The following is a 21,984-nucleotide window of genomic DNA, read 5'->3' on the forward strand; positions in this document are numbered from 1 at the left end:
CGTTGACGTCTTGGCCCACGGCGAAACGCGTGGTGGGCCCCCCGCTCGGGCGAACGGGTGTTCGTCGGGCGTCAGCCGTGGGCGTAGGCTGGCAGGTCGGCCAGGACATGACCAGGACGTGAGGAGACCCCGCCGGAGCCGCCGGGGAGGGGGCGGCGATGATTACCGCACAGTAGAGATGACGTTTCGCCGTCAGCGGTAGACGATGGAGGCGGCGCGACACAAGCAGAGCAGACAACTCACAGTGAAGGAACAGCGTGGCTTCCGGATCAGATCGCAACCCGATCATCATTGGCGGCCTTCCCAGCCAGGTCCCGGATTTCGATCCTGAGGAGACCCAGGAGTGGCTTGACTCGCTCGACGCCGCCGTCGACGAGCGAGGCCGGGAACGGGCCCGCTATCTCATGCTCCGCCTGATCGAGCGCGCCCGAGAGAAGCGGGTGGCCGTGCCCGAGATGCGCAGCACGGACTACGTCAACACCATCGCGACCAAGGACGAGCCGTTCTTCCCCGGCGACGAGGAGATCGAGCGCAGGATCCTCAACGCGACCCGCTGGAACGCGGCGGTCATGGTCTCCCGCGCCCAGCGCCCCGGCATCGGGGTGGGCGGGCACATCGCCACCTTCGGCTCGTCGGCGTCGCTCTACGACGTCGGCTTCAACCACTTCTTCCGCGGCAAGGACGGCGGCGACGGCGGCGACCAGGTGTACTTCCAGGGGCACGCCTCCCCGGGGATCTACGCCCGCGCCTTCCTGCTCGACCGGTTCTCCGAGGAGCACCTCGACGCGTTCCGCCAGGAGCGCTCGAAGGAGCCGTACGGCCTCTCCAGCTATCCGCACCCGCGGATGATGCCGAGCTTCTGGGAGTTCCCGACCGTCTCGATGGGGCTCGGCCCCATCAGCGCCATCTACCAGGCCCGGATGAACCGCTACATGCACGCGCGGGGCATCGCCGACACCTCGAAGTCGCACGTGTGGGCCTTCCTCGGCGACGGCGAGATGGACGAGCCCGAGTCGCTTGGCCAGCTGTCCCTCGCCGCGCGCGAGGGCCTGGACAACCTCACGTTCGTCGTCAACTGCAACCTCCAGCGGCTCGACGGCCCGGTGCGCGGCAACGGCAAGATCATCCAGGAGCTGGAGTCGGTCTTCCGCGGCGCCGGATGGAACGTCATCAAGCTGATCTGGGACCGCACCTGGGACCCGCTGCTCGCGCAGGACCGCGACGGCGTGCTGGTCAACAAGCTCAACACCACGCCCGACGGCCAGTTCCAGACGTATGCCACCGAGACGGGCGCGTACATCCGCGACCACTTCTTCGGCGGCGACCAGCGGCTGCGTTCCATGGTCGAGTCGATGTCGGACGAGCAGATCCTGCACCTGGGCCGCGGCGGCCACGACCACCGCAAGGTGTACGCGGCGTACAAGGCGGCCGTCGAGCACCAGGGCCAGCCGACGGTGGTCCTGGCGCAGACGATCAAGGGCTGGATGCTGGGCCCGAGCTTCGAGGGCCGCAACGCGACCCACCAGATGAAGAAGCTCACCGTGGCCGACCTCAAGGGCTTCCGCGACCGGCTGCACCTGCCGATCCCCGACAGCGAGCTGGAATCGGGCCTGCCGCCGTACTACCACCCGGGGCGGGACTCCGAGGAGATCCAGTACATGCACGACCGCAGGCGCGAGCTCGGCGGCTACGTGCCCACGCGCGTCGACCGCTCCAAGCCGCTGGTGCTGCCGGGCGACAAGGCGTACGCGGCGGTGCGCAAGGGCTCGGGGCAGCAGCAGGTCGCCACCACGATGGCGTTTGTGCGGCTGCTGAAGGACCTCATGCGGGACAAGGAGATCGGCAAGCGGTTCGTGCCGATCGCGCCCGACGAGTACCGCACGTTCGGCATGGACTCGCTCTTCCCGTCGGCGAAGATCTACAACCCCCTGGGGCAGACCTACGAGTCGGTGGACCGCGAGCTGCTGCTGTCGTACAAGGAGTCGCCCTCGGGCCAGATGCTGCACGACGGCATCACCGAGGCGGGCTGCACGGCCTCGCTGATCGCGGCGGGCTCGGCGTACGCGACGCACGGCGAGCCGCTGATCCCGGTGTATGTCTTCTACTCGATGTTCGGTTTCCAGCGGACCGGTGACCAGTTCTGGCAGATGGGCGACCAGCTCGCCCGTGGCTTTGTCCTGGGCGCGACCGCGGGGCGCACGACCCTGACCGGTGAGGGCACGCAGCACGCCGACGGGCACTCCCAGCTGCTGGCCTCGACCAACCCCGCCTGTGTCGCCTACGACCCGGCGTTCGGCTTCGAGATCGCGCACATCGTCAGGGACGGCCTGCGCCGGATGTACGGCGAGAACGCCGAGGATGTCTTCTACTACCTCACCGTCTACAACGAGCCGATCACGCAGCCCGCCGAGCCCGACGGCGTGGACATCGACGGCATCGTCAAGGGCCTCTACCGGTACCAGGAGGGGACGGCTGGCAGCGTTCCCGCGCAGATCCTCGCCTCGGGCGTGGCCGTGCCGTGGGCCGTCGAGGCGCAGCGGATCCTGGCCGAGGACTGGAACGTCAGGGCCGACGTCTGGTCCGCCACGTCGTGGAACGAGCTGCGGCGCGAGGCCGTGGACGTCGAGCGGCACAACCTCCTGCACCCGGAGGAGGAGCAGCGCGTCCCGTATGTGACGCGTGCGCTCACCGGCGCCCAGGGACCGTTCGTGGCCGTTTCCGACTGGATGCGTTCGGTGCCCGACCAGATCGCGCGCTGGGTGCCCGGCACGTACCAGTCGCTCGGCGGCGACGGGTTCGGCTTCGCCGACACCCGCGGCGCGGCGCGGCGCTTCTTCCACATCGACGCGCCGTCGATCGTGCTGGCCGTGCTGACCGAGCTGGCCAGGGACGGCAAGATCGACCGCTCGGTGCTCAAGCAGGCGATCGACCGCTACCAGCTGCTCGACGTGGCGGCGGCCGACCCGGGCCCCGCGGGCGGCGACGCGTAACGCGCCCCCCGCCCGGGGGCGCCATCCCGCGGCCCGCGCTTCCCCGTTGACCGGGGGGCGCGGGCCGTTCGCCGTGCGCGGGCGGGTGCGGGCGGGCGCTCGGGGGCGCGCGTCCAGGACCCGCTTGTCGGCTTGCGCGCGCGACCTCCTAAGATGCCGCAACAGTGTTGAAAGTCCGTATCGCCCCGTCCGCCGCCCGTCGCGTCCCGTTGCCGCTTGTGGTGGTACTCGTCGTGCTGGCGACCGCGGGCTGGATCGCGCGGGGCGCGGAGGCCGACCCCGACGCGTACGAGCTCCAACTCGGCGCCTGGGGCCGGGGGTCGATCGCGGGCGAGCCGCTGCCCGACGCCAAGGACGCGCCGCCCGCGCGGATCGCGGCGTTCTTCGACGGGCTCACCGAGCGGCAGCGCCAGCGCCTCGCCCACCGCTACCCCCTGGTTGTCGGCAACCTGCCCGGCGCCCCGCTGCCCCTGCGCTACGAGGCCAACCGCACGTCGCTCGCCAGGGCGCGGGACAGCGAGCGCCGCCGCGCGTTCGACGAGCGCCTCTCCCCCACGGGGCAGCGGACGGCCGGGCGGCGCGCGAATCGTTTCACCTCGATGCTGGACGAGGGACGGCAGTTCCTGTCGTTCGACCCGACGGGGCGCGGGCGGGCCGCCGAGGTCCTGGGCGACCTCGAGACGGCGGAGCGGATCTCGGTGGTGGTGCCGGGCGCGGACACCCAGCTGCTGACGTTCGAGCGGACCCGGCAGAAGTACCACGCGCCCTCGGGCATGGCCCAGGCGCTGCACGCGCGCGAACGCGAACTCGCGCCCGGCGTGCGGACGGCCGTGATCGCCTGGGCCGACTACGACACCCCATCGGCGCACTCCATGTCCGCCGCCACGACCGAGCTGGCGACCGAGGGCGCCGAACGGCTCGTGGCCACCGTGGACGCGCTCCCCGGGCGCGCGCCCGTGGCGCTTTTCTGCCACTCCTACGGCTCGGTGGTGTGCGGCCTCGCCGCCGATGAACTCCCGCGGCGCGTCAGCGACATCGCCGTGGCGGGCAGCCCCGGCATGCGGGCGGGGAGCGCGGCGGCGCTCGGCACGCGGGCGCGCGTATGGGCCATGCGCGCCCCCGACGACTGGATCGAACGCGTCCCGCACCTGGCCATCGGCCCGCTGGGGCACGGCAGCGACCCGGCGAGCCCGTCATTCGGCGCCCGGCTGCTGGCGACCGGCAACGCCCGTGGGCACAGCGGCTACTTCGAGCCCGGGACCGTGAGCCTGGGGAACCTGGCGAGGATCGGCGCGGGCGCGGTCGGCGCCGTCACCTGCGCCCCCGAGGTCCCCTCGTGCCAGGCGGAACGGGACGGCGAGGGGATGAGATGACAGGAACACACCCATCCGTAGGAAGCCCTTTCGTCAGTCCCGGCGCTTACGATGACCCGCATGGGTGATGTGCTGGCCGGAATCCACTCCAGGTGGGAGTTCGACACCGACTCCGTGCTCATCCGCTTCGAACGGGGGATACGCACGCCGAAGCTTTTCCAGATCCTGGGGGAGCGCCGTATTCCGTACGAGGCGTTGAGCTCGATCGACCTCGTCCCGGGGACGCGCAAGGGCACCGTCGTGCTGCACGCCGTGCCGCGCCCTGGCGCCGACCCCCTGCTCGACGCCGCCGCTGGCCAGCTGCGCCAGGCGGCCGACCCGTACCGACTCGTCCTGCCCGCCGAGCGCGAGACGCTCGCCGACTACTACGCCACCGAGCTGCGCATGGCGCTCGGCCCGCAGGCCGACCGGGAGGCCGACGAGTACCTGGTGGCGGCCCCGACGGCGCCGCTCCAGTTCAAGGCGTTCGACGGGAAGGTGTCGTTCGACGGCAAGGTGGTGACGTTCCGCTGGTTCTGGACGGGCGCCTCATCCGCCAAGTGGAAGGCGGGCGACCAGTCCTTTCCTGTGAGCGAGCTGGCGGGCGTGGAGTGGCGCTCGCCCGAGATATCGGGCGGCCATCTGCGCCTGCGGCGCCGTGGCCCCGACGGCAACCCCGAGGAGCACGAGGGTCCCGCGGACCAGGATCCGGCGTCGGTGGTGTTCGGGCTCGGGTACGGCCTGGTGCACGAGTCGCTGCCGCTGGCGGCCGCGGTGCTCGAGGCGGTGCGCGCGGCGGAGCCCGCGACCGGCTCCCGCATCGGCCACCGGGCGAACCCCGCGGACATCGCCAACCGCATCCGCCACCTCGGCGAGCTGCACGACGCGGGGCTGCTGACGGACGAGGAGTTCACGTCGAAGAAGTCGGAGCTGCTCGCGGAGCTGTGAGCGCGGGCAACACGCGTAGCGTGATGGCCTGCGGCACGTGGCCCGCGGCCCGCGCGGCAGCGCAACCCCGCACCTGGCACTGGCAGCTTGCCCGCGCGGCGGGTGGTCGGCCGCCGCGGCCCGCCCGGCAGCACCTTCGCGCTGGCGGGTCCGCTCGCGGCGCAGTCGCACCCCGGAGGCGGGATCCGGCGAACGTCCGCTGTGCCCCGTGCACTCCATGGCCTGCGCCGCCCGGACGCCGAAGCGCGGGGCGCAGGCACGATGAGCTGATGGAGCGGGCCGTCTGCGCACACTGTGTGTGGAACAGAACGTGCCCCGTTTCAGAAATCCGTCCCCGCGTAAGCGGGGCATAAGCAGCAGCGGGCCCGCTGAACGACGCGCGCCCCCGCCCCGGACCGGCCGGCTCCGTCAGCTCAGCGTGCGCGCGGTGAACGACGAGAGCGGCGGTCGGGGCAGGCCCGAAGGGCGCGCGCCACGGCAACCGACCACCGGGAGAACGGCCGCCAACGAGAGACGGGGCCGCGCGCCGCGTGCCGCACCGTGGCCGGAACAGCCCGCGGCGCGGCGTCGCTTCCCGACCGGAGGTCTACTCCCGACTCGCCGCCGTGAACGACATGTCCGGGTAGCGGTCACCCGCGACCCTGGGGGCGATCTCGTCCAGGGTCGCCAGATCACTCGCGGTCAGGGTGATGCGGGTCGCCGCGGCGTTCTCCTCCAGGCGCGTGCGGCGGCGGGTGCCCGGGATCGGGATGACCGTCATGTCCCGCGTGAGCGCCTGCTGCTGGACCCAGGCCAGGGCGATCTGGCCCAGGGTCGCCCCGTGTGCCTCGGCCACGCCGCGGATCGGCGCGAGGAGCGCGGCGTTGGCCTCCGCGTTGGCGCCGTTGAAACGCGGCTGGTGGCGGCGGAAGTCGTCGGCGGCGAGCTCGCCGCTCGCGTCCTTGAACGCGCCGGTCAGGAAGCCGCGCCCCAGCGGCGAGTACGGCACCATGGCCACGCCGAGGTCGCGCGCCGCGGGCACCGCGGAGCGCTCCACGTCGCGCGAGAACAACGACCACTCCGACTGGAGCGCCGCGATCGGGTGCACCGCGTGCGCCGCCCGCAGCTCCGCGCCCGTGACCTCGCTCAGCCCGAGGTGGCGCACCTTGCCCTCGGCGACCAGCTCGGCCATCGCGCCGACCGTCTCCTCGATCGGCACGGCCGGGTCGCGCCGGTGCATGTAGTACAGGTCGATCGCCTCGACGCCAAGGCGCCGCAGGCTCGCCTCCACGCACGCGCGCAGATACGGGCGGTCGTTGCGGATCGCCCGCTTCGTCGGGTCACCCGGGTCGAGCGAGATGGCGAACTTGGTCGCGATCACCACCTCGTCGCGGTGCGCGGCGAAGAACGGCGCGAGGAAGCGCTCGTTCTCGCCGCTGCCGTACATGTCCGCCGTGTCGAACAGCGTGATCCCGAGTTCGAGGGCGCGTTCCAGCGTCGCGCGCGCCTCGTCCCCGTCCGTGGGCCCGTAGGCGTGGCTCATGCCCATGCAGCCAAGACCCTGCACGCCGACCGCCGGGCCACCGGCGCCCAGCACCGCCGCGGCGATGCGTTCCACCACCGTGCTCATCCCCTCAGCTGTAGATGTCGATCTTGAAGTCCAGGACGCTCAGCGTCGATCGCAGCTCGGCGATCCGGCGCAGCACGTTCTCCCTGGTCGCCACGAGCAGCGCGCGGCGCTCGGGGTAGGTGTGGTCGCCCTGCCGCACGAGGTCGGCGTAGGTGACCATGTCGGCCACGGCCATGCCGGTGAGGCGCAGCTTGTTGACGAACGCGAGCCAGTCCAGGTCGGCGTTGTCGTAACGCCGTTGCCCGGTGTGCGAGCGGTTGACGTGCGACATGAGCCCGATACGTTCATACCAGCGCAGGGTGTGGACACTCAGCCCGGTGTGCGCGGCCACCTCGCTGATGGTGTAGCGGTCGTGCCCGTCAGGCCGCGGGTGCGGGCGTTCGACGGACACGCACAGGTCGGCGGACTCCTCGAGAACCACGGGGGTCTGCTGTGTCACGGTCATACCCGCACGCTAAAACGCTGGAGTGCGCTCCAGGCAACCCCGGGCCCGGGGGAATCTCGCCACGGGGCGCGCGGCCCACGCGCTACGCTCGGGGGCATGCGCGCCCTGGAGCTGATCGACAGCTGGCCCGTGCCCACCGCCGCGGCGACCGTGGTGACGGCGGACGGCCGCCGTTTCTCCCACGGACCGGCCGACCACGCCTTCGAGCTCGCCTCGGTGACCAAGCCGCTGGCCGCCTACGCCGTGCTGATCGCCGTCGAGGAGGGGGCGACGGAGCTGGACGAGCCCGCGGGGCCACCCGGTTCGACGGTGCGGCACCTGCTGGCCCATGCGTCGGGGCTGGCGTTCGACGAGCCGCGGGTGATGGCCGCGCCCGGCGACCGGCGGCTGTACTCGAACGCGGGCTTCGACGCCCTGGCCGACCACATCGCCAAGGCCACGGGGATGCCGTTCGCGGAGTATCTGCGGCTCGCGGTGCTGGTGCCGCTCGGCATGGAGCGCACCGAGCTGAACGGCTCGGCCGCGAAGGACGGCGTCTCGACGGCCGACGACCTGGCCGCGTTCGCCGCCGAGCTGCTGGCCCCGCGCCTGCTGGCGCGCGGGACGCTCGACGAGGCGACGTCGGTGGTCTTCCCCGGGCTCAGCGGCGTGCTGCCGGGGTTCGGCCACCAGCGGCCCAACGACTGGGGCCTCGGCTTCTCGATCCGCGGCCACAAGTCGCCGCACTGGACGGGCGCGACATCGTCGCCGCGCACCTTCGGGCACTTCGGGCAGACCGGAACGTTTCTCTGGGTGGACCCCGACGCCGCCACCGCGTGCGTGGCACTGACCGACCGCGCCTTCGGCGGCTGGGCCGCGGAGGCGTGGCCGCCGTTCACGGACGCGGTGCTCGCGGAGCTGAGCGGCCCAGCAACGCGGTGAGGGGGAGGGCCGCGCGCCCCGACGTCGCACGCGCCGCAGGCCGGATGCCGCGGCCGCCTCGCCGCTGAATCCGCCGCTCATGGGGAATGCCCGCGCCGCGCGGGGGCGTTCGGGGTGCCGTTCCGCCGAAGGCAGAGGGTCATGGGCCGATCGGCCGGTCGCGCGGGCCCAGCTGGCCAACGGGCCGCGCGCCGCCGCGGCGAGGCGCCTCAGGTCGCCGCCAACTCCCACACCAGCAGCTCGGCCGGGCCGCCGCCCGCCGTGACCGCGAGCTCGCCCGCGCCCGTCAGCCGCGCGGAGTCGCCGGGACGCAGTGCCGCGCGGCCGCCGTCCAGCGACACCGTTCCGCGCACCACGTGCACATACGCGAGCGGCGCCGCGGGGAGCGCGGTGCGCTCGCCCCCGGTGAGCCGCCGCACGTGCAGCACCGCGTCGGTGCGCGGCAGGGCGTACGGGGTGCCGTCCGCGATCCCGCGCACCACCTCGTACTCGGGCGCGCCGCCCGGCGTGGCGGGAACCAGCCACATCTGCACGAAACACAGCGGCGCCCCACCGGCGTTGTGCTCGGCGTGGACCGTGCCGTCGCCCGCGCTCAGCCGCTGCACGTCGCCCGGGCCGAGGACCGTGGCGGCGCCCGAGGCGTCCTCGTGGGTCAGCTCGCCCTCGACGACCCAGCTGACGATCTCCAGGTCCCGGTGCCGGTGCGCGGGAAACCCCGAGCCGGGCGCGAGCCGTTCCTCGTTGCAGGCGGTCAACGGGCCGAAGCGGACGTTGCCCGGATCGTAGAAGCGACCGAAGGAGAACGCGTGCCTGGTGTCGATCCCGGCGGCGAGGTCGCCGCCCCGGTAGCGGTCTTCCGCACGCACCACGCGAAGCATGCGCCCACGGTAGCCGCCGCGCCCCGGAGTGAGGGGCCCCTACCCGGACCCCGCGTGGTATGGCCCGGGGCGAAATGAGGCAGGCTGGTCCTCGTGTCCGATGAACCCACACCCGATGCGAACGAGAAGCTGGCGCACGCCGCCACCGTGCGCCGCCTCGAGCAGTCCTCGGGGAAGCTCGCCGCCGCCGCCATCATGCGGATGGACGAGCAGTTGCCGTGGTACCGCGCCATGCCACCGGAGAACCGCTCCTGGATCGGCCTGGTGGCGCAGGCGGGCATCGCGGCGTTCACCGAGTGGTTCCGGCACCCCGACACCCCGCAGGCCATCAGCACCGACGTCTTCGGCACCGCGCCGCGCGAGCTGACGCGGGCCATCACGCTGCGGCAGACCGTGGAGATGGTGCGCACCACGATCGAGGTCGTCGAGTCCGCGGTCGACGAGCTGGCCGTGCCGGGCGGCGAGGCCGCGCTGCGCAACGCCCTGCTGATCTACGCGCGCGAGATCGCGTTCGCGACCGCGCAGGTCTACGCCCAGGCCGCGGAGGCGCGCGGCGCGTGGGACGCGCGCCTCGAGTCGCTTGTGGTCAACGCCGTGGTCTCGGGCGAGGCCGACGAGAGCGACGTCTCGCGCGCCGCGGCGCTCGGCTGGAAGGCGCCCGAGCAGGTCACGGTCGTCCTCGGGAACGCGCCAAGCGGCGACAGCGAGTTGACGGTCGAGGCGATCCGCCGCGCCGCGCGCTACGCCAAGCTCCAGGTGCTGACGGGCGTGCTGGGCAAGCGACTTGTGGTGATCGCGGGCGGCAGCGACGACCCGGTGCAGGCGGCGAAGGCGCTCATCGGCCCCTTCGCCTCGGGCCCCGTGGTGGCGGGGCCGCTGGTCGGGGACCTGCTGGGCGCCACGCGGTCGGCGCAGGCCGCCGCGGCCGGGCTCCGGGCGTGCGCCGCCTGGCCCGACGCGCCCCGTCCCGTTCTCGCGGACGACCTGCTGCCGGAGCGCGCCATGGCGGGCGACCCCGCGGCGCGCACCCTGCTGGTGGAGGAGATCTACAGACCGCTCCAGGAGGCGGGTTCGGCCCTGCTGGAAACGCTGAGTGTCTATCTGGAGCAGGCGAGCAGTCTGGAGGGTGCCGCCAGAATGCTCTTTGTGCATCCCAACACCGTTCGCTACCGCCTCCGTCGTGTGACTGATGTCACCGGATGGCCGCCGTCCGATGTCCGATCGGCCTTCACCCTGCGCATCGCCCTGATGCTCGGGCGGCTGGCCGACGAAGAGACAACCCCCTAGCTTTTGTTCAAGGGCTACAAATCCCTCCCGTGTTCTTCGTTCTCGCCCCCACGGGCGGTGACGGGGCGTGCCGGGAGAGAGTGAGAGAGTGCTCGTACTCGTCGCTCCCGGCCAGGGCTCCCAGGCTCCCGGCTTCCTGAATCCCTGGCTCGACCTCCCCGGTGTCGCCGACCGCCTCGAGGGGTGGTCGGACCTCGTGGGCGCCGACCTGGTCCACCTGGGGACCAAGGCGGACGCGGAGGAGATCCGCGACACCGCCGTGGCCCAGCCGCTGCTGGTGGCCGCCGCGCTGCTCTCCGCCGCCGCGCTGTTCGACGGCAAAGAGGGCGACAACGGGGGCGGCGAGGGCAAGGCGGCGCGGGGCGCGGTCGGCGCCGTCGCGGGGCACAGCGTGGGCGAGTTGGCCGCCGCCGCGATCGCCGGGGTGATCACCGAGGACACGGCGATGACGCTCGTGCGCAGCCGCGCCACCGCCATGGCCGAGGCCGCCGCGGCCGCGGAGACCGGCATGTCCGCGGTGCTTGGCGGCGACCCCGACGAGGTCGCGGCCCGCCTCGCCGAGCTCGAGCTCGTCGCGGCCAACGACAACGGCGGCGGCCAGATCGTCGCCGCGGGGACCCTGGAGCGGCTGGCCGAACTCTCCGCGAACCGCCCTGAGAAGGCCAGGGTCGTCCCGCTGAAGGTCGCGGGCGCCTTCCACACCGCGCACATGGCGCCCGCCGTGGCCGCCATGGAACGCGCCACATCCGGTATCGAGCCCGGGGATCCGGGCATACGCTACGTATCCAACGCCGACGGCTCCGTGGTGACCGAGGGGCGGGAAGTGGTGCGTCGCCTGGTGACCCAGGTGTCGAGCCCGGTCCGCTGGGACCTGTGCACGGAGACGTTCCGGCGGCTGGGTGTCACCGCGTTCGTCGAGCTGTGCCCCGCGGGCACACTCACGGCCCTGGCCAAGCGCAACCTCCCCGGCGTCGACCGGGTGGCCGTCAAGGGCCCCGAGCACCTCGCCGCGGCCCGCGAGCTGTTCACCACGCACGCCGCCGAGTCCGCCGATGCGGCGCCGGCCGCCGAACAGGAGCACTGAGGACCATGCCCGCCGCGATCAACGCCCGCCCCGGCAGCCCATACGCCCGCATCATGGGCGTCGGCGGCTACCGCCCCTCCCGGGTCGTGACCAACGAGGAGATCCTGGAGCGCATCGACTCGTCCGACGAGTGGATCCGCTCCCGCTCGGGCATCGTGACCCGGCACTGGGCGGGCGACGAGGAGACGGTCGCCGAGATGTCGGTGGCCGCGGCGGGGAAGGCCATCGCGGACGCGGGAATCGGCACCGAGCAGGTGGACGCCGTGATCGTCTCCACCGTCTCGCACTTCGCGCAGACGCCGGGGATCGCCACCGTGATCGCGCACCGCCTCGGCGCGGGCAAGCCCGCCGCGTTCGACATCTCCGCCGCCTGCGCCGGGTTCGGGTACGGCGTGACCATCGGCACCGGGCTCATCGTGGCGGGCAGCGCCCGCCATGTGCTGGTCATCGGCGTCGAGCGGCTCTCCGACCTGACCGACCACGAGGACCGTTCCACGGCCTTCCTGTTCGGCGACGGCGCGGGCGCGGTCGTGCTCGGCCCGTCCCCGAAGCCCGCGATAGGCCCGACGGTCTGGGGCTCGGAGGGCGACAAGGCGGGTGTGATCAGCCAGACCGTCCCATGGAACGAGTACAGCCCGGGGGACAAGTTCCCGGCGCTGCGCCAGGAGGGCCAGACGGTCTTCCGCTGGGCCGTGTACGAGATGGCCAAGGTGGCCAAGGAGGCGATGGACGCCGCCGGGATCGCCCCCGAACAGCTCGACGTCTTCATCCCGCACCAGGCAAACATGCGGATCATCGACTCGATGGTGAAGACACTGGGGCTCCCCGAAAGCGTCGCGGTCGCCCGCGACATAGAGACCACGGGTAACACGTCGGCCGCCTCCATCCCGCTCGCTATGGAGCGGATGCTGGCGACCGGCCAGGCGAGGAGCGGCGACACCGCGCTCGTCATCGGCTTCGGGGCGGGTCTGGTCTACGCCGCCACGGTCGTTACCCTGCCCTGAGCAAGATCCGATCAGCACCCCCGCGGTACCCCACCGCAGCACACGAAGGAGCGCCGCAATGGCTGCCACCAGGAAAGAGATCATCGCTGGTCTCGCCGACATCGTGAACGAGATCGCCGGCATCCCGCAGGACGAGGTGACCGAGGAGAAGTCGTTCACCGACGACCTGGACGTGGACTCGCTGTCCATGGTCGAGGTCGTCGTCGCCGCCGAGGAGCGCTTCGGTGTCAAGATCCCGGACGACGACGTCAAGGGTCTGAAGACCGTCGGCGACGCGGTCGGGTACATCGAGTCGCACCAGAGCTGACCGGCTCACCCCCAAGAAAGAACGCGCGTGTCGCCACCCGCACACGGTGGCCCCGCACCGTCCCCGACAAGCGGAGAACTGATTCTGTGAACGCGACCAATCGAACGGTGGTAGTCACCGGTGTCGGCGCAACCACACCGCTGGGTGGCGACAGCGCATCGACATGGGAGGGGCTTCTCGCCGGCCGGTCCGGCGTCAAGCCCCTCACCACGGAGTGGGCGGCCGACATGCCCGTCCGCTTCGCCGCCACCGCCGCCGTCGATCCGGCCGGGCAGTTCCCCAGGCCGCAGGCCCGCAAGCTGGACCGCACGGCCCAGTTCGCGCTGCTCGCGGCCAGGGAGGCGTGGTCCGACGCGGGGTTCACCGCCAGGGCGGGCGACGACGACAGCGTGCGCCCCGAGCGCGTGGGCTCGGTCATCGCGTCCGGCATCGGTGGCGTCACGACGCTGCTCGACCAGTACGACATCCTCAGGGCGAGCGGCGCCCGGCGCGTCTCCCCGCACACCGTGCCGATGCTGATGCCCAACAGCCCTTCGGCGAACGTCAGCCTGGAGTTCGGCGCGCGGGCGGGCTCGCACACGCCGGTGAGCGCCTGCGCCTCGGGCGCCGAAGCCGTGGGCTACGCCGCCGAGATGATCCGCACCGGGCGGGCCGACGTGGTCCTGGCGGGCGGCACGGAGGCGTGCATCCACCCGCTCCCGATAGCGGCGTTCGCGAACATGATGGCCCTCTCGAAGGACAACGACGACATCGAACGGGCCTCCCGCCCCTATGACTCGGGCCGCAACGGCTTCGTGCTCGGCGAGGGCGCGGGCGTGGTGATCCTGGAGTCGGCCGAGCACGCGGCCAGGCGCGGCGCGCGCGTCTACTGCGAGCTGCTCGGCCAGGGCCTGTCCGCCGACGCGCACCACATCGCGCAGCCCGAGCCGAACGGCGAGGGCATCGCGTCGGCCATCCAGAACCTCCTTGACGCCACGGACCTCAAGCCCGAGCAGGTCGTCCACCTCAACGCGCACGCCACGTCGACGCCGCAGGGCGACATCGCGGAGATCAAGTCGCTGCGCCGCGTGCTCGGCGACGACGTCGACCACATCGCCATCTCGGCCACCAAGTCGATGACCGGCCACCTGCTCGGCGGCGCGGGCGGCATCGAGACGGTCGCCACGGTGCTCGCCCTCCACCACAGGAAGGCCCCGCCGACGATCAACATCGAGCGGCTCGACCCCCAGATCGACGCGGACATCGTCAGGGACGCCCCGCGCGACCTGCCGTCGGGCACGATCGCTGCCATCAACAACAGCTTCGGCTTCGGCGGCCACAACGTCACGCTGGCGCTGCGCACGCTCTGAAGGCGCCCGGCGGAACGGCCCGCCCCCCGGCACGCGGCGGGAGGCGGGCCGTTCGCCGCCCTCAGGGGCAGTGCACGACCTGCCCGGCCCAGGCCAGGCCCCCGCCGAACGCGAACAGCAGCACCGGCGCGCCCACCGGGACCTCACGCCGTTCGACCAGCTTGGCCAGGGCGAGCGGCACGGAGGCGGCCGAGGTGTTGCCCGAGACGGTCACATCGCGCGCGACCACGGCGTTCGGGGCGTCGATCGCCCGGGCCAGGGCCTCGATGATCCGCAGGTTCGCCTGGTGGGTGACGATCCCGGCCAGCTCGCCCGGCGCGATCCCGGCCCGCGCGCACGCCTCGCGGGCGAACGGCGCGAGCTCGGTCGTCGCCCAGCGGAAGACGCTCTGTCCCTCCTGCGCGAACCTGGGCCGCCACTCGTCCTGCATCCGCACCATGTCCCGCCGCGTCGGGTCGGAGCCCCACACGACGGGCCCGATCCCTTCCTCGTCCGACGCGCTCACCACGGCCGCCCCCGCCCCGTCGGCGAGGAGCACACACGTGGTGCGGTCGGTCCAGTCGGCGACGGCGGACATCTTCTCGGCGCCGATGACAAGCGCGTGCCGCACCGCGCCGGCCCGCACGCCGTGCTCGGCGGTGGCGAGCGCGGTGGTGAAGCCCGCGCAGCCGTTGTTGAGGTCGAACGCGACGGCCGAGGGGACGCCGAGGCGCCCGGCGACCTGGGCGGCGACGGACGGCACGCGGTCGACGGCGCTGCACGTGGCCACGATGACCTGCCCGATCTCGTCGGGCGCGAGCCCGGCCGCGGCCATGGCCTTGCCCGCGGCGGTCACGGCCATGTCCTGGACGGACTCGTCCCTGGCGACGCGGCGCGAGGTGATCCCGGTCCGCTGCCTGATCCATGCGTCGCTGGTGTCCACCATCCCGGCCAGGTCGTCGTTGGTCATCACATGCTCGGGCTGGTGGTACCCGACGGCGGAGATACGCGTCATGGGCACAGGATAGCGACCGATCGGTCGGTCTCTATAATGGAACGCATGAGCCCCCGTCACTCCGCCGCCGAGGCGCGTCGCACGCGCGAGCGCATCATCGAGCGGGGTGTTGACGTCGCCTCGGTCGAGGGTCTTGAGGGGCTGACGATCGGCCGCCTCGCCGCGGACCTGGGCATCAGCAAGTCGGGCCTGCTCGGCCACTTCGGCACCAAGCAGGCGCTCCAGCTGGCCGCGCTCGAACGCGCGGCGGTCATCTTCGACCGCGAGGTCTGGCGCCCCGCCTCGGGCACCACCCCGGGCCTGCCCAGGCTGCGGGCGGTGTGCGACGCGTGGATCTCCTACCTGGTGCGCGGCGTGTTCCCCGGCGGCTGCCTGTTCGTCAGCTCCACGTTCGAACAGGACGGCCGCACGGGCCCGGTCCGCGCGCTCCTCCGCCGCCAGTTCCGCGCGTGGCAGCGCCGCCTGACGGCGGAGATCCGCACCGCGGTCCGCGCGGGCGACCTCCCCCGCGACACCGACCCGGACCAGCTGGTCTTCGAGCTGTACGGCGTGATGATGAGCCTGAACCACACCACCCAACTGGCCCCCACCCCCCAGGCCCCCACCCAGGCCACAAGGGCGATCACCCGCCTCCTGTCCCCCGAACGAGACCACGACAACGCGCCCGGCCCAGGGTGACCTGTCGGCATGACACACCCGCACCACCGCGAAGCACACCCCACCCCGCGGACGACCACACGCCCCGCCGCAGGCGCCAACACGCCCGCACCCCACCCCACCGCAGGCGGCCGCTCAGCCCGCGGCAGGCGGAAAGCTCGCGAAGTACGACGCCGCCGTGTCCTCGCGGCCGTGGCCGTGGTCCGAGGCGCGCCGCAGGCGTTCCGCGCCCGCCATGGCCAGGTCGAGGCGGACGTCCGCCCGTTCCGCCGCCGCGAGGATCAGGCGCGCGTCCTTCTCCGCCGTGTCCACGGCGAACGTCGGCGTGTAGTCGTCGGAGCGGATCACCTCGGCCTTGATCCGCAGATAGGGCATGTCGAGCGTGCCGCCCTCGAGCGCGTCGAGGAGCCGCTGGGGGTCCACGTCGAGCGCCCGGGCGAGGGCCATCGCCTCGGCCGCGCCATGGGTGACGGCCAGCGCCCAGCTGTTGCAGACGAGCTTCAGGCGCGAGCCCGCGCCCGCCTCGTCACCCAGCCACAGCGTGCGGCGGCCGATCGCGGCCAGCACGGGCTCGGCGCGTTCCCTCGCCGTCGCGGGCCCCGACGCCATCACCACGAGCTGCCCGGTCTCCGCGGGCTGCTGGGTGCCGAGCACGGGCGCGTCCACAAATGACAGGCCGCGTTCCCGCGCGAAGCCCGTGAGCGGGGGCAGTCCGTCGAGGCCCGTGGTGCCGCTCTGGATCCAGACGGTCCCCGAGCGCAGCGACGGCTCGGCGGCACGCATCGCGGAGAGCGTGGCCGCGCCGTCGTGGAGCATGGTCAGCACGACCTCCGCGCCGTCCACCGCCTCGGCCGCGGTGTCGGTGACCCGGGCGCCGTCGGCGGCCAGCGGCTCCGCCTTGGCCCGGGTGCGGTTCCACACCCGCACGTCGAACCCGGCGCGGCACAGGTTGCGGGCCATCGCGAAGCCCATGATGCCGGTGCCGAGAACGCTGACGGTGATGATGCGGTCCTGTTGATCAGTCATGACCGCACGCTAAACGGTCAGACCACCTGGTGCAGCCACCGGACGGGCGCGCCATCGCCCGCGTGCCTGAACGGTTCCAGCTCGTCGTCCCACGGCTTGCCGAGCAGCCTGGCGATCTCGGCCTGGAGGTCGCTCTCGCCCCGCGCGGAGCGGTTCGCGGCGGCGCGCAGCCGGTCCTCGGGGATCATGATGTCGCCGTGGATGCCGGTCACCGCGTGGTAGATGCCGAGCTCGGGGGTGCAGCTGTAGCGCTCGCCCTCCGCCGCGGGGGACGGCTCGGACGTCACCTCGAAGCGCAGCAGGTGCCAGCCGCGCAGGGCGGAGGCGAGCTTGGAGGCGGTGGCGGGCTCGCCCTGCCAGGACAGCTCGGCGCGCCAGGTGCCGGGCGAGGCGGGCTGTTTGGTCCAGTCCAGGCTGACGCGGGCGCCGAGGACCCCGGCCGCGGCCCATTCGATGTGGGGACACAGGGCCCGGGGGGCGGAGTGCACATACAGAACACCGCGTGTCGTCATCGGACCTCCACTCTCGCCGGTCTGCGCCCGCCGTGAGCTTCAAGGCGCCCCCTGGAAGCCCCCGGAATCACGCACGAACAGTAAACAGTATTCATGCCTTTTCTTGGCAAAGGGGACAGCGGTTGACGTCAGGTCATCTTTTAGCCTTGTCACGGGGCGCGTGTCAGGCGTCGCCCGCCGCCAGACACATCTGCCGGAAAACGCTAGACCAAGCTACCGCCCGCCCACCCGCCCCATGGACACCCCGGAACCCCCGAAGGAGGCCGCATGCCGGTCAGCCGTCGCGCCCTCGCCCTGCCCGTCGCCGCCGTTGCCCTGTTCGCCGCGGGCACGATCTCCTGCACCTCCTCCTCCGCGTCCGACGACGAGGACTCGGCCCCCGGGCCGGGCGGCGGGCAGGCCGAGGAGGAGGCCGAGCCCGCACCCCGGTGGAACACCAGCCCGGCCTCGCTCGCGGCGATCGGCGACTCGATCACCCGGGCGTTCGACGCCTGCGCCCTGCTCTCCGACTGCCCCGAGGCGTCCTGGGCCACCGGGACGGAGCCGGAGGTGGCGAGCCTGGCGACGCAGTTAATGGGGGACGGCGCCGACGTCTCGGAGCGCTCGTGGAACCTCGCCGAGTCGGGCGCGACGGCGAGCGACCTGCCCGACCAGGCCCGGCGGATCGTGGGGTACGAGCCCGAGCTGGTGACGGTGATGATCGGCGGGAACGACGCGTGCGCCTCCGATCTGGAGTCGATGACCTCCGTCGACGACTTCCGCGCGCACTTCACCGAGACGATGGACATCATCAGGGGCCAACTGCCGGACACACAGGTCTATGTGTCGAGCGTGCCCGACCTGATGCGGCTGTGGTCCGAGGGCAGCGAGTCGCTCGTGGCGCGCACGGTGTGGCAGGTCGCGAACATCTGCCCTTCGATGCTCGACGACGCGGGCGACGACTCGGCCGAGGCGGTCGAGCGCCGGGAGGCGGTGCGGGAGCGGGTGCGGGAGTACAACGCCGCGCTCGACGCGGTGTGCGCCGATGACGCGCTGTGCCGTTACGACGGGGGCGCCGTCTTCGACTTCGCGTTTACGACGCACCACCTCAGCGACTTCGACTGGTTCCACCCGAGCCGCGAGGGCCAGGCGACGCTGGCCGAGCTCGCCTACGAGCAGATCACCGCGGGGTCCTAGGCCCCGACCTCCGCCCGCAGGTGTGCGCGGGCCCAGTCCTCGAAGGGGGTGAGGGGGATGCCCAGATCCCTGGCGAAGCGCGGGCGGGCGGGCTGGGGCGCCACGTTCAGCCACGCGTGGTTGGCGCCCACGGCGGGCATCCCCGCGGCGAACGCCTCCTCCTCGGTCATGTCGGGCGCGGGGATCCGCGTGCCGAGGACGCGGGAGATGACATCGGCGATCTCGGCCATCGACAGGTGCTCGCTCGCCAGCTCCAGCTCGACCCGGTGGAAGCGCCGGGGGTCGGCGACGGCCGCCACGACCGTGGCGCCCGTGACCAGGACGGGGACGGAATCGGCGGGCACATCGGCGGGCACATCGGCGGCATATCGGCGGGCATATCGGCGGGGCTTGCGACGGACATGCTGCTCCTCGGGACGCGTTAAACGGCGGGGCCCGCCGTTTTCACCCGGGTACGATACGGCGGGGCCCGCCACTGAGCGATCCTGGAGATGACGCCATGGCCGAGACCCAGCGGGCGGACGCCCGGCGCAACCACGCGCGGATCCTCGCCGTGGCCGAGGACGAGGTGGCCACGCGGGGCGCCGCGGCCTCCCTCGAACGGATCGCCCGCACCGCGGGGGTCGGCTCGGCGACCGTGCGCCGCCACTTCCCCACCCGCCGCGCCCTGCTGGAGGAGGTCTCCCGGCAGCGGATCGAGGCGCTGTGCGCCCGCGCCCGTGACCTGGTGGAGCGGGGCGGCGACAGCCGCGAGGCGCTGCTCGACTGGCTGGGCGACGTCGTCACCTACTGCGTCACCGCCGCGGGGCTCGCGACCGCGCTGAGCTACGACGCCGCGGGGGCCGACCCCGCGCACGGCAACGCCTGCTCGGCGGCCCTCGAAGAGGCGGCCGAGCCCCTGCTCGAACGCGCCGCGCGGGACGGCGCGGTGGCGGAGGGCGTCACCGTCGAGGACCTGATCACGCTGAGCGTCGGCATCGCCCTGGCCGCGGAGCACCACCGCGACCCGGCCGCCAGGGCGGGCGAGCTGTTCCGGCTGACCGTGGCGGGGCTGAGCCCCGAGCACCGGAGGCGGGGTTCCCAACGCCTGCTGGAGGCGTAACCATTGACAGGGTATGCCCCCGCTCCTAACGTTCTCGCCAGCATTTCGAACAGCTGACGAAATCTCGAACATGGTGGAGGGCTGGCACCCGTGCGCATCACCGGAATCAGCACGCATGTCGTCGGAACCCCCTGGCGGAACCTCACCTATGTGCGGGTCCACACCGACGAGGGACTGACCGGCGTCGGCGAGACGCGCATGCTGGGGCACACCGACGCGCTGCTCGGCTATCTGAAGGAGGCCGAGGCCAACCACATCGCGGGATCCGACCCGTTCGCGGTCGAGGACCTGGTACGCCGCATGAAGTACGGCGACTACGGGCGGGCCGGGGAGATCGTGATGTCCGGCATCGCGTGCGTGGAGATGGCCTGCTGGGACATCAAGGGCAAGGCGCTCGGGGTGCCGGTGTGGCAGCTGCTCGGCGGCAGGGCCGACGCGTCGGACGACCGGGTCAAGGCGTACGCCAACGGCTGGTACACCGTCGAGCGCGCGCCCGACGCGTTCCACAAGGCGGCCCGCGCGGTGGTGGAGCGCGGGTATCGCGCGCTCAAGCTCGACCCGTTCGGCACGGGAAGCTTCGAACTCGACCACGCCGAGACCGTTCGCTCACTCTCCCTGGTCGAGGCGGTCCGTGACGCGATCGGTCCCGAGGCCGAGCTGCTGCTCGAGATGCACGGCCGCTTCTCGCCAGCGACCGCGATCCGGCTGGCGCGCGAGCTCGAGCCGTTCGCGCCCTCGTGGCTTGAGGAGCCGGTGCCGCCGGAGAACCTCAAGGCGCTCGCCAAGGTCGCCGAGCGCACGGCGCTGCCCATCGCCACGGGCGAGCGCATCCACGACCGGATCGAGTTCCGCGAGCTGCTGGAGTCGCAGGCGGCCGACATCATCCAGCCCGACGTGGGCCACATCGGCGGCATCGGGGAGGCGCGCAAGCTGGCCGCCACCGCGGAGGCGCACTATGTGCTCGTCGCCCCGCACAACGTCGGCGGCTCGGTGCTCACCGCCGCCAGCCTCCAACTGGCGGGCTGCACCCCGAACTTCAAGATCCTTGAGCACTTCAACGACTTCGCCGACGCCGAGATCAAGAAGGTCGTCAAGGGCGCGCCCCAGGTGGTCGACGGCTACTTCACGCTCTCCCACGAGCCCGGGCTCGGCGTCGAGCTGGACACGGACGCGGCGGCCGAGTTCCCGCAGCAGCGCGCGCGCTTCAACCTGTGGGCCGAGGACTGGCACAAGCGGGACGGCGGGGCGCGGCGGTGACCGCGGCGCGCAGCGTCCTCGTCGAACGCCCCGGCGCCCACCGGCTGGTGACCGCCGAGGCGCCTCCGGTGCCGGGCCCTGGCGAGGTGCGGGTGGCCGTGCACGCCGCGGGGATCTGCGCGAGCGACCGCGAGGTCTACGACGGCACGCGCGCCGATGGCTATGTGCGCTATCCCGTGGTGCCGGGCCACGAGTGGTCGGGCACGGTGGCCGAGGCGGGGCCGGGCGTCGACGCGTCGCTCGTCGGGCGCCCGTGCGTGGGCGAGGGATTCCGGGCGTGCGGGGTGTGCGAGCGGTGCCGCTCGGGCGAGACCAGCCTGTGCACGGCCGGGTACGAGGAGACCGGGTTCACCAGCCCTGGCGCGTTCGCCGACCATCTGGTGCTGCCCGCGCGGCTGTTGCACCTGCTGGACGACGGGGCCGACCTGACCGCCGCCGCCCTTCTCGAACCCGCGGCCGTGGTCGCGGCCGCCGTGCTGCGCGCCGCCCCGCGCGCCGGGGAGCGCGTGGCGGTGGTGGGCGCCGGAACGCTCGGGCTGCTCGCCGTCCAGCTGCTCGCCGCCTGGTCCCCGGCCGACCTCGTCGCCGTGGACCCCCGCGACCGGCCGCGGACGCGGGCCGCCGCGATGGGCGCGAGCCGCGCCGCGCCGCCCGACGAGGCGGCCGAGCTGCACGGCGGGTTCGACCTGGTCGTCGAGACCGCGGGCGCCCCCGGCACCGCGCGGGACGCGTGCCTGCTGGCGCGGCGCGGCGGGCGCGTCGTGCTCACCGGGCTGCCCGCGCCTGGCGCCCTCGGCATCGACCCGGTGCTCGTCGCGGTCGGCCAGCTGACCGTCGCGGGCGTCTTCGGCGCACCGCCCGCCGCCTGGGCGTACGCCACCCGCGCGTTCCGCCTCGGGCTGCTGCGCCCCGGGGCGCTCGTCACGCACCGGCTGCCGCTCGAATCGTTCGGAGAAGCGATCGAGCTGGTCGGTAGCGGCGACCCCGAGGTGGGCAAGGTTCTCCTCGAACCCCGGGGGGACCGTTGACGCCTGCCGCGCCGAACGAACGCCGAGATCCCGAACGCCGAACCACCGAACCACCGCG

Annotated in this window: 21 protein-coding genes; 14 read left to right on the forward strand and 7 right to left on the reverse strand. The window is 72.9% G+C overall.

Translation table 11 applies throughout. The features are described 5' to 3' along the window. The first annotated feature begins 257 nt into the window (after positions 1 to 257). The 3 genes from aceE to DEH69_RS11240 all read left to right on the forward strand — a co-directional run bounded on the left by aceE (position 258) and on the right by DEH69_RS11240 (position 5,290). Positions 258 to 2,990 carry a pyruvate dehydrogenase (acetyl-transferring), homodimeric type gene (aceE, locus tag DEH69_RS11230; RefSeq protein WP_113686793.1) on the forward strand — a complete coding sequence of 911 codons (2,733 nt, stop codon included), beginning with the start codon at positions 258 to 260 and terminating at the stop codon, positions 2,988 to 2,990. A 233-nt stretch (positions 2,991 to 3,223) separates the two neighbouring features. Next, a complete protein-coding gene (locus DEH69_RS11235) occupies positions 3,224 to 4,363 on the forward strand; it encodes an alpha/beta hydrolase family protein (RefSeq protein WP_258534592.1) in 1,140 nt (379 codons plus the stop codon). Between the two features lie 60 nt (positions 4,364 to 4,423). After that, positions 4,424 to 5,290, forward strand: a complete 867-nt coding sequence (locus tag DEH69_RS11240; RefSeq protein ID WP_113686795.1) for a DUF4429 domain-containing protein — start codon at positions 4,424 to 4,426, stop codon at positions 5,288 to 5,290. A 586-nt stretch (positions 5,291 to 5,876) separates the two neighbouring features. Here DEH69_RS11240 and DEH69_RS11245 read toward each other — a convergent pair. After that, positions 5,877 to 6,899 carry an aldo/keto reductase gene (locus DEH69_RS11245; RefSeq protein ID WP_113686796.1) on the reverse strand — a complete coding sequence of 341 codons (1,023 nt, stop codon included), beginning with the start codon at positions 6,897 to 6,899 and terminating at the stop codon, positions 5,877 to 5,879. 4 nt (positions 6,900 to 6,903) lie between these two features. After that, complete coding sequence (locus tag DEH69_RS11250) at positions 6,904 to 7,344, reverse strand: MerR family transcriptional regulator (protein WP_113686797.1); 441 nt, start codon at positions 7,342 to 7,344, stop codon at positions 6,904 to 6,906. Between the two features lie 96 nt (positions 7,345 to 7,440). On the opposite strand from DEH69_RS11250, the gene DEH69_RS11255 reads away from it, so the two are divergent. Then, complete coding sequence (locus tag DEH69_RS11255; RefSeq protein ID WP_113686798.1) at positions 7,441 to 8,265, forward strand: serine hydrolase; 825 nt, start codon at positions 7,441 to 7,443, stop codon at positions 8,263 to 8,265. Positions 8,266 to 8,474: 209 nt separating this feature from the next. Here the strand turns inward: DEH69_RS11255 and DEH69_RS11260 are convergent, their stop codons facing one another. Beyond that, entirely contained in the window at positions 8,475 to 9,143 is a 669-nt protein-coding gene (locus DEH69_RS11260) for a pirin family protein (RefSeq protein WP_113686799.1), read from the reverse strand. A 93-nt stretch (positions 9,144 to 9,236) separates the two neighbouring features. On the opposite strand from DEH69_RS11260, the gene DEH69_RS11265 reads away from it, so the two are divergent. The 5 genes from DEH69_RS11265 (at position 9,237) to fabF (ending at position 14,174) form a co-directional block, all read left to right on the forward strand. Further along, positions 9,237 to 10,430: a CdaR family transcriptional regulator gene (locus DEH69_RS11265; RefSeq protein ID WP_113686800.1), complete on the forward strand. Its 1,194-nt coding sequence runs from the start codon at positions 9,237 to 9,239 to the stop codon at positions 10,428 to 10,430. Positions 10,431 to 10,518: 88 nt separating this feature from the next. After that, positions 10,519 to 11,514, forward strand: a complete 996-nt coding sequence (locus DEH69_RS11270; protein WP_113686801.1) for an ACP S-malonyltransferase — start codon at positions 10,519 to 10,521, stop codon at positions 11,512 to 11,514. A 5-nt stretch (positions 11,515 to 11,519) separates the two neighbouring features. Further along, a complete protein-coding gene (locus tag DEH69_RS11275) occupies positions 11,520 to 12,518 on the forward strand; it encodes a ketoacyl-ACP synthase III (RefSeq protein ID WP_113686802.1) in 999 nt (332 codons plus the stop codon). 58 nt (positions 12,519 to 12,576) lie between these two features. Then, positions 12,577 to 12,825, forward strand: a complete 249-nt coding sequence (locus DEH69_RS11280) for an acyl carrier protein (RefSeq protein WP_113686803.1) — start codon at positions 12,577 to 12,579, stop codon at positions 12,823 to 12,825. An 86-nt stretch (positions 12,826 to 12,911) separates the two neighbouring features. Then, entirely contained in the window at positions 12,912 to 14,174 is a 1,263-nt protein-coding gene (fabF, locus tag DEH69_RS11285) for a beta-ketoacyl-ACP synthase II (protein WP_113686804.1), read from the forward strand. Between the two features lie 61 nt (positions 14,175 to 14,235). Here the strand turns inward: fabF and DEH69_RS11290 are convergent, their stop codons facing one another. Beyond that, positions 14,236 to 15,174, reverse strand: coding sequence for a beta-ketoacyl-ACP synthase III (locus DEH69_RS11290; RefSeq protein WP_113686805.1), 939 nt, complete (start codon positions 15,172 to 15,174; stop codon positions 14,236 to 14,238). Between the two features lie 39 nt (positions 15,175 to 15,213). On the opposite strand from DEH69_RS11290, the gene DEH69_RS11295 reads away from it, so the two are divergent. Then, positions 15,214 to 15,846, forward strand: a complete 633-nt coding sequence (locus DEH69_RS11295) for a TetR/AcrR family transcriptional regulator (RefSeq protein WP_113686912.1) — start codon at positions 15,214 to 15,216, stop codon at positions 15,844 to 15,846. Positions 15,847 to 15,960: 114 nt separating this feature from the next. On the opposite strand, the gene DEH69_RS11300 is transcribed toward DEH69_RS11295, so the two are convergent. Together DEH69_RS11300 and DEH69_RS11305 are read right to left on the reverse strand one after the other, a co-directional pair. Further along, positions 15,961 to 16,851: an NAD(P)-dependent oxidoreductase gene (locus tag DEH69_RS11300; RefSeq protein WP_113686806.1), complete on the reverse strand. Its 891-nt coding sequence runs from the start codon at positions 16,849 to 16,851 to the stop codon at positions 15,961 to 15,963. Between the two features lie 17 nt (positions 16,852 to 16,868). After that, positions 16,869 to 17,363 (reverse strand): DUF3145 domain-containing protein, encoded by a 495-nt coding sequence (locus DEH69_RS11305; RefSeq protein WP_113686807.1) that lies wholly within the window; start codon positions 17,361 to 17,363, stop codon positions 16,869 to 16,871. A 267-nt stretch (positions 17,364 to 17,630) separates the two neighbouring features. Here DEH69_RS11305 and DEH69_RS11310 point away from each other — a divergent pair, with 267 nt between their 5' ends. Beyond that, positions 17,631 to 18,539: an SGNH/GDSL hydrolase family protein gene (locus tag DEH69_RS11310; protein WP_113686808.1), complete on the forward strand. Its 909-nt coding sequence runs from the start codon at positions 17,631 to 17,633 to the stop codon at positions 18,537 to 18,539. Here DEH69_RS11310 and DEH69_RS11315 read toward each other — a convergent pair. Further along, complete coding sequence (locus DEH69_RS11315; protein WP_181727376.1) at positions 18,536 to 18,895, reverse strand: NmrA family NAD(P)-binding protein; 360 nt, start codon at positions 18,893 to 18,895, stop codon at positions 18,536 to 18,538. The genes DEH69_RS11310 and DEH69_RS11315 overlap by 4 nt on opposite strands. A 143-nt stretch (positions 18,896 to 19,038) precedes the next feature. On the opposite strand from DEH69_RS11315, the gene DEH69_RS11320 reads away from it, so the two are divergent. The 3 genes from DEH69_RS11320 to DEH69_RS11330 all read left to right on the forward strand — a co-directional run bounded on the left by DEH69_RS11320 (position 19,039) and on the right by DEH69_RS11330 (position 21,926). Next, positions 19,039 to 19,641, forward strand: a complete 603-nt coding sequence (locus DEH69_RS11320) for a TetR/AcrR family transcriptional regulator (RefSeq protein WP_113686809.1) — start codon at positions 19,039 to 19,041, stop codon at positions 19,639 to 19,641. Positions 19,642 to 19,731: 90 nt separating this feature from the next. Beyond that, positions 19,732 to 20,898, forward strand: a complete 1,167-nt coding sequence (locus DEH69_RS11325; protein WP_113686810.1) for a mandelate racemase/muconate lactonizing enzyme family protein — start codon at positions 19,732 to 19,734, stop codon at positions 20,896 to 20,898. Then, the gene (locus tag DEH69_RS11330) at positions 20,895 to 21,926 is read left to right on the forward strand and encodes a zinc-binding dehydrogenase (protein ID WP_113686811.1); all 1,032 of its coding nucleotides are present in this window, start codon (positions 20,895 to 20,897) and stop codon (positions 21,924 to 21,926) included. The genes DEH69_RS11325 and DEH69_RS11330 overlap by 4 nt, the downstream gene beginning before the upstream one ends. Positions 21,927 to 21,984: the final 58 nt, after the last annotated feature.

Source organism: Streptomyces sp. PT12 (assembly GCF_003311645.1).
In the GTDB taxonomy this organism is placed as follows: Bacteria; Actinomycetota; Actinomycetes; order Streptomycetales; family Streptomycetaceae; genus Streptomyces.

What these genes read in the sequence shown, in the direction of transcription:
- DEH69_RS11240 (WP_113686795.1), top strand. Translation starts at nt 4,424, where the DNA reads ATGGGTGATGTGCTGGCCGGAATCCACTCCAGGTGGGAGTTCGACACC.
- DEH69_RS11245 (WP_113686796.1), bottom strand. Translation starts at nt 6,899, where the DNA reads ATGAGCACGGTGGTGGAACGCATCGCCGCGGCGGTGCTGGGCGCCGGT.
- DEH69_RS11250 (WP_113686797.1), bottom strand. Translation starts at nt 7,344, where the DNA reads ATGACCGTGACACAGCAGACCCCCGTGGTTCTCGAGGAGTCCGCCGAC.
- DEH69_RS11255 (WP_113686798.1), top strand. Translation starts at nt 7,441, where the DNA reads ATGCGCGCCCTGGAGCTGATCGACAGCTGGCCCGTGCCCACCGCCGCG.
- DEH69_RS11260 (WP_113686799.1), bottom strand. Translation starts at nt 9,143, where the DNA reads ATGCTTCGCGTGGTGCGTGCGGAAGACCGCTACCGGGGCGGCGACCTC.
- DEH69_RS11275 (WP_113686802.1), top strand. Translation starts at nt 11,520, where the DNA reads ATGCCCGCCGCGATCAACGCCCGCCCCGGCAGCCCATACGCCCGCATC.
- DEH69_RS11280 (WP_113686803.1), top strand. Translation starts at nt 12,577, where the DNA reads ATGGCTGCCACCAGGAAAGAGATCATCGCTGGTCTCGCCGACATCGTG.
- DEH69_RS11295 (WP_113686912.1), top strand. Translation starts at nt 15,214, where the DNA reads ATGAGCCCCCGTCACTCCGCCGCCGAGGCGCGTCGCACGCGCGAGCGC.
- DEH69_RS11300 (WP_113686806.1), bottom strand. Translation starts at nt 16,851, where the DNA reads ATGACTGATCAACAGGACCGCATCATCACCGTCAGCGTTCTCGGCACC.
- DEH69_RS11305 (WP_113686807.1), bottom strand. Translation starts at nt 17,363, where the DNA reads ATGACGACACGCGGTGTTCTGTATGTGCACTCCGCCCCCCGGGCCCTG.
- DEH69_RS11310 (WP_113686808.1), top strand. Translation starts at nt 17,631, where the DNA reads ATGCCGGTCAGCCGTCGCGCCCTCGCCCTGCCCGTCGCCGCCGTTGCC.
- DEH69_RS11320 (WP_113686809.1), top strand. Translation starts at nt 19,039, where the DNA reads ATGGCCGAGACCCAGCGGGCGGACGCCCGGCGCAACCACGCGCGGATC.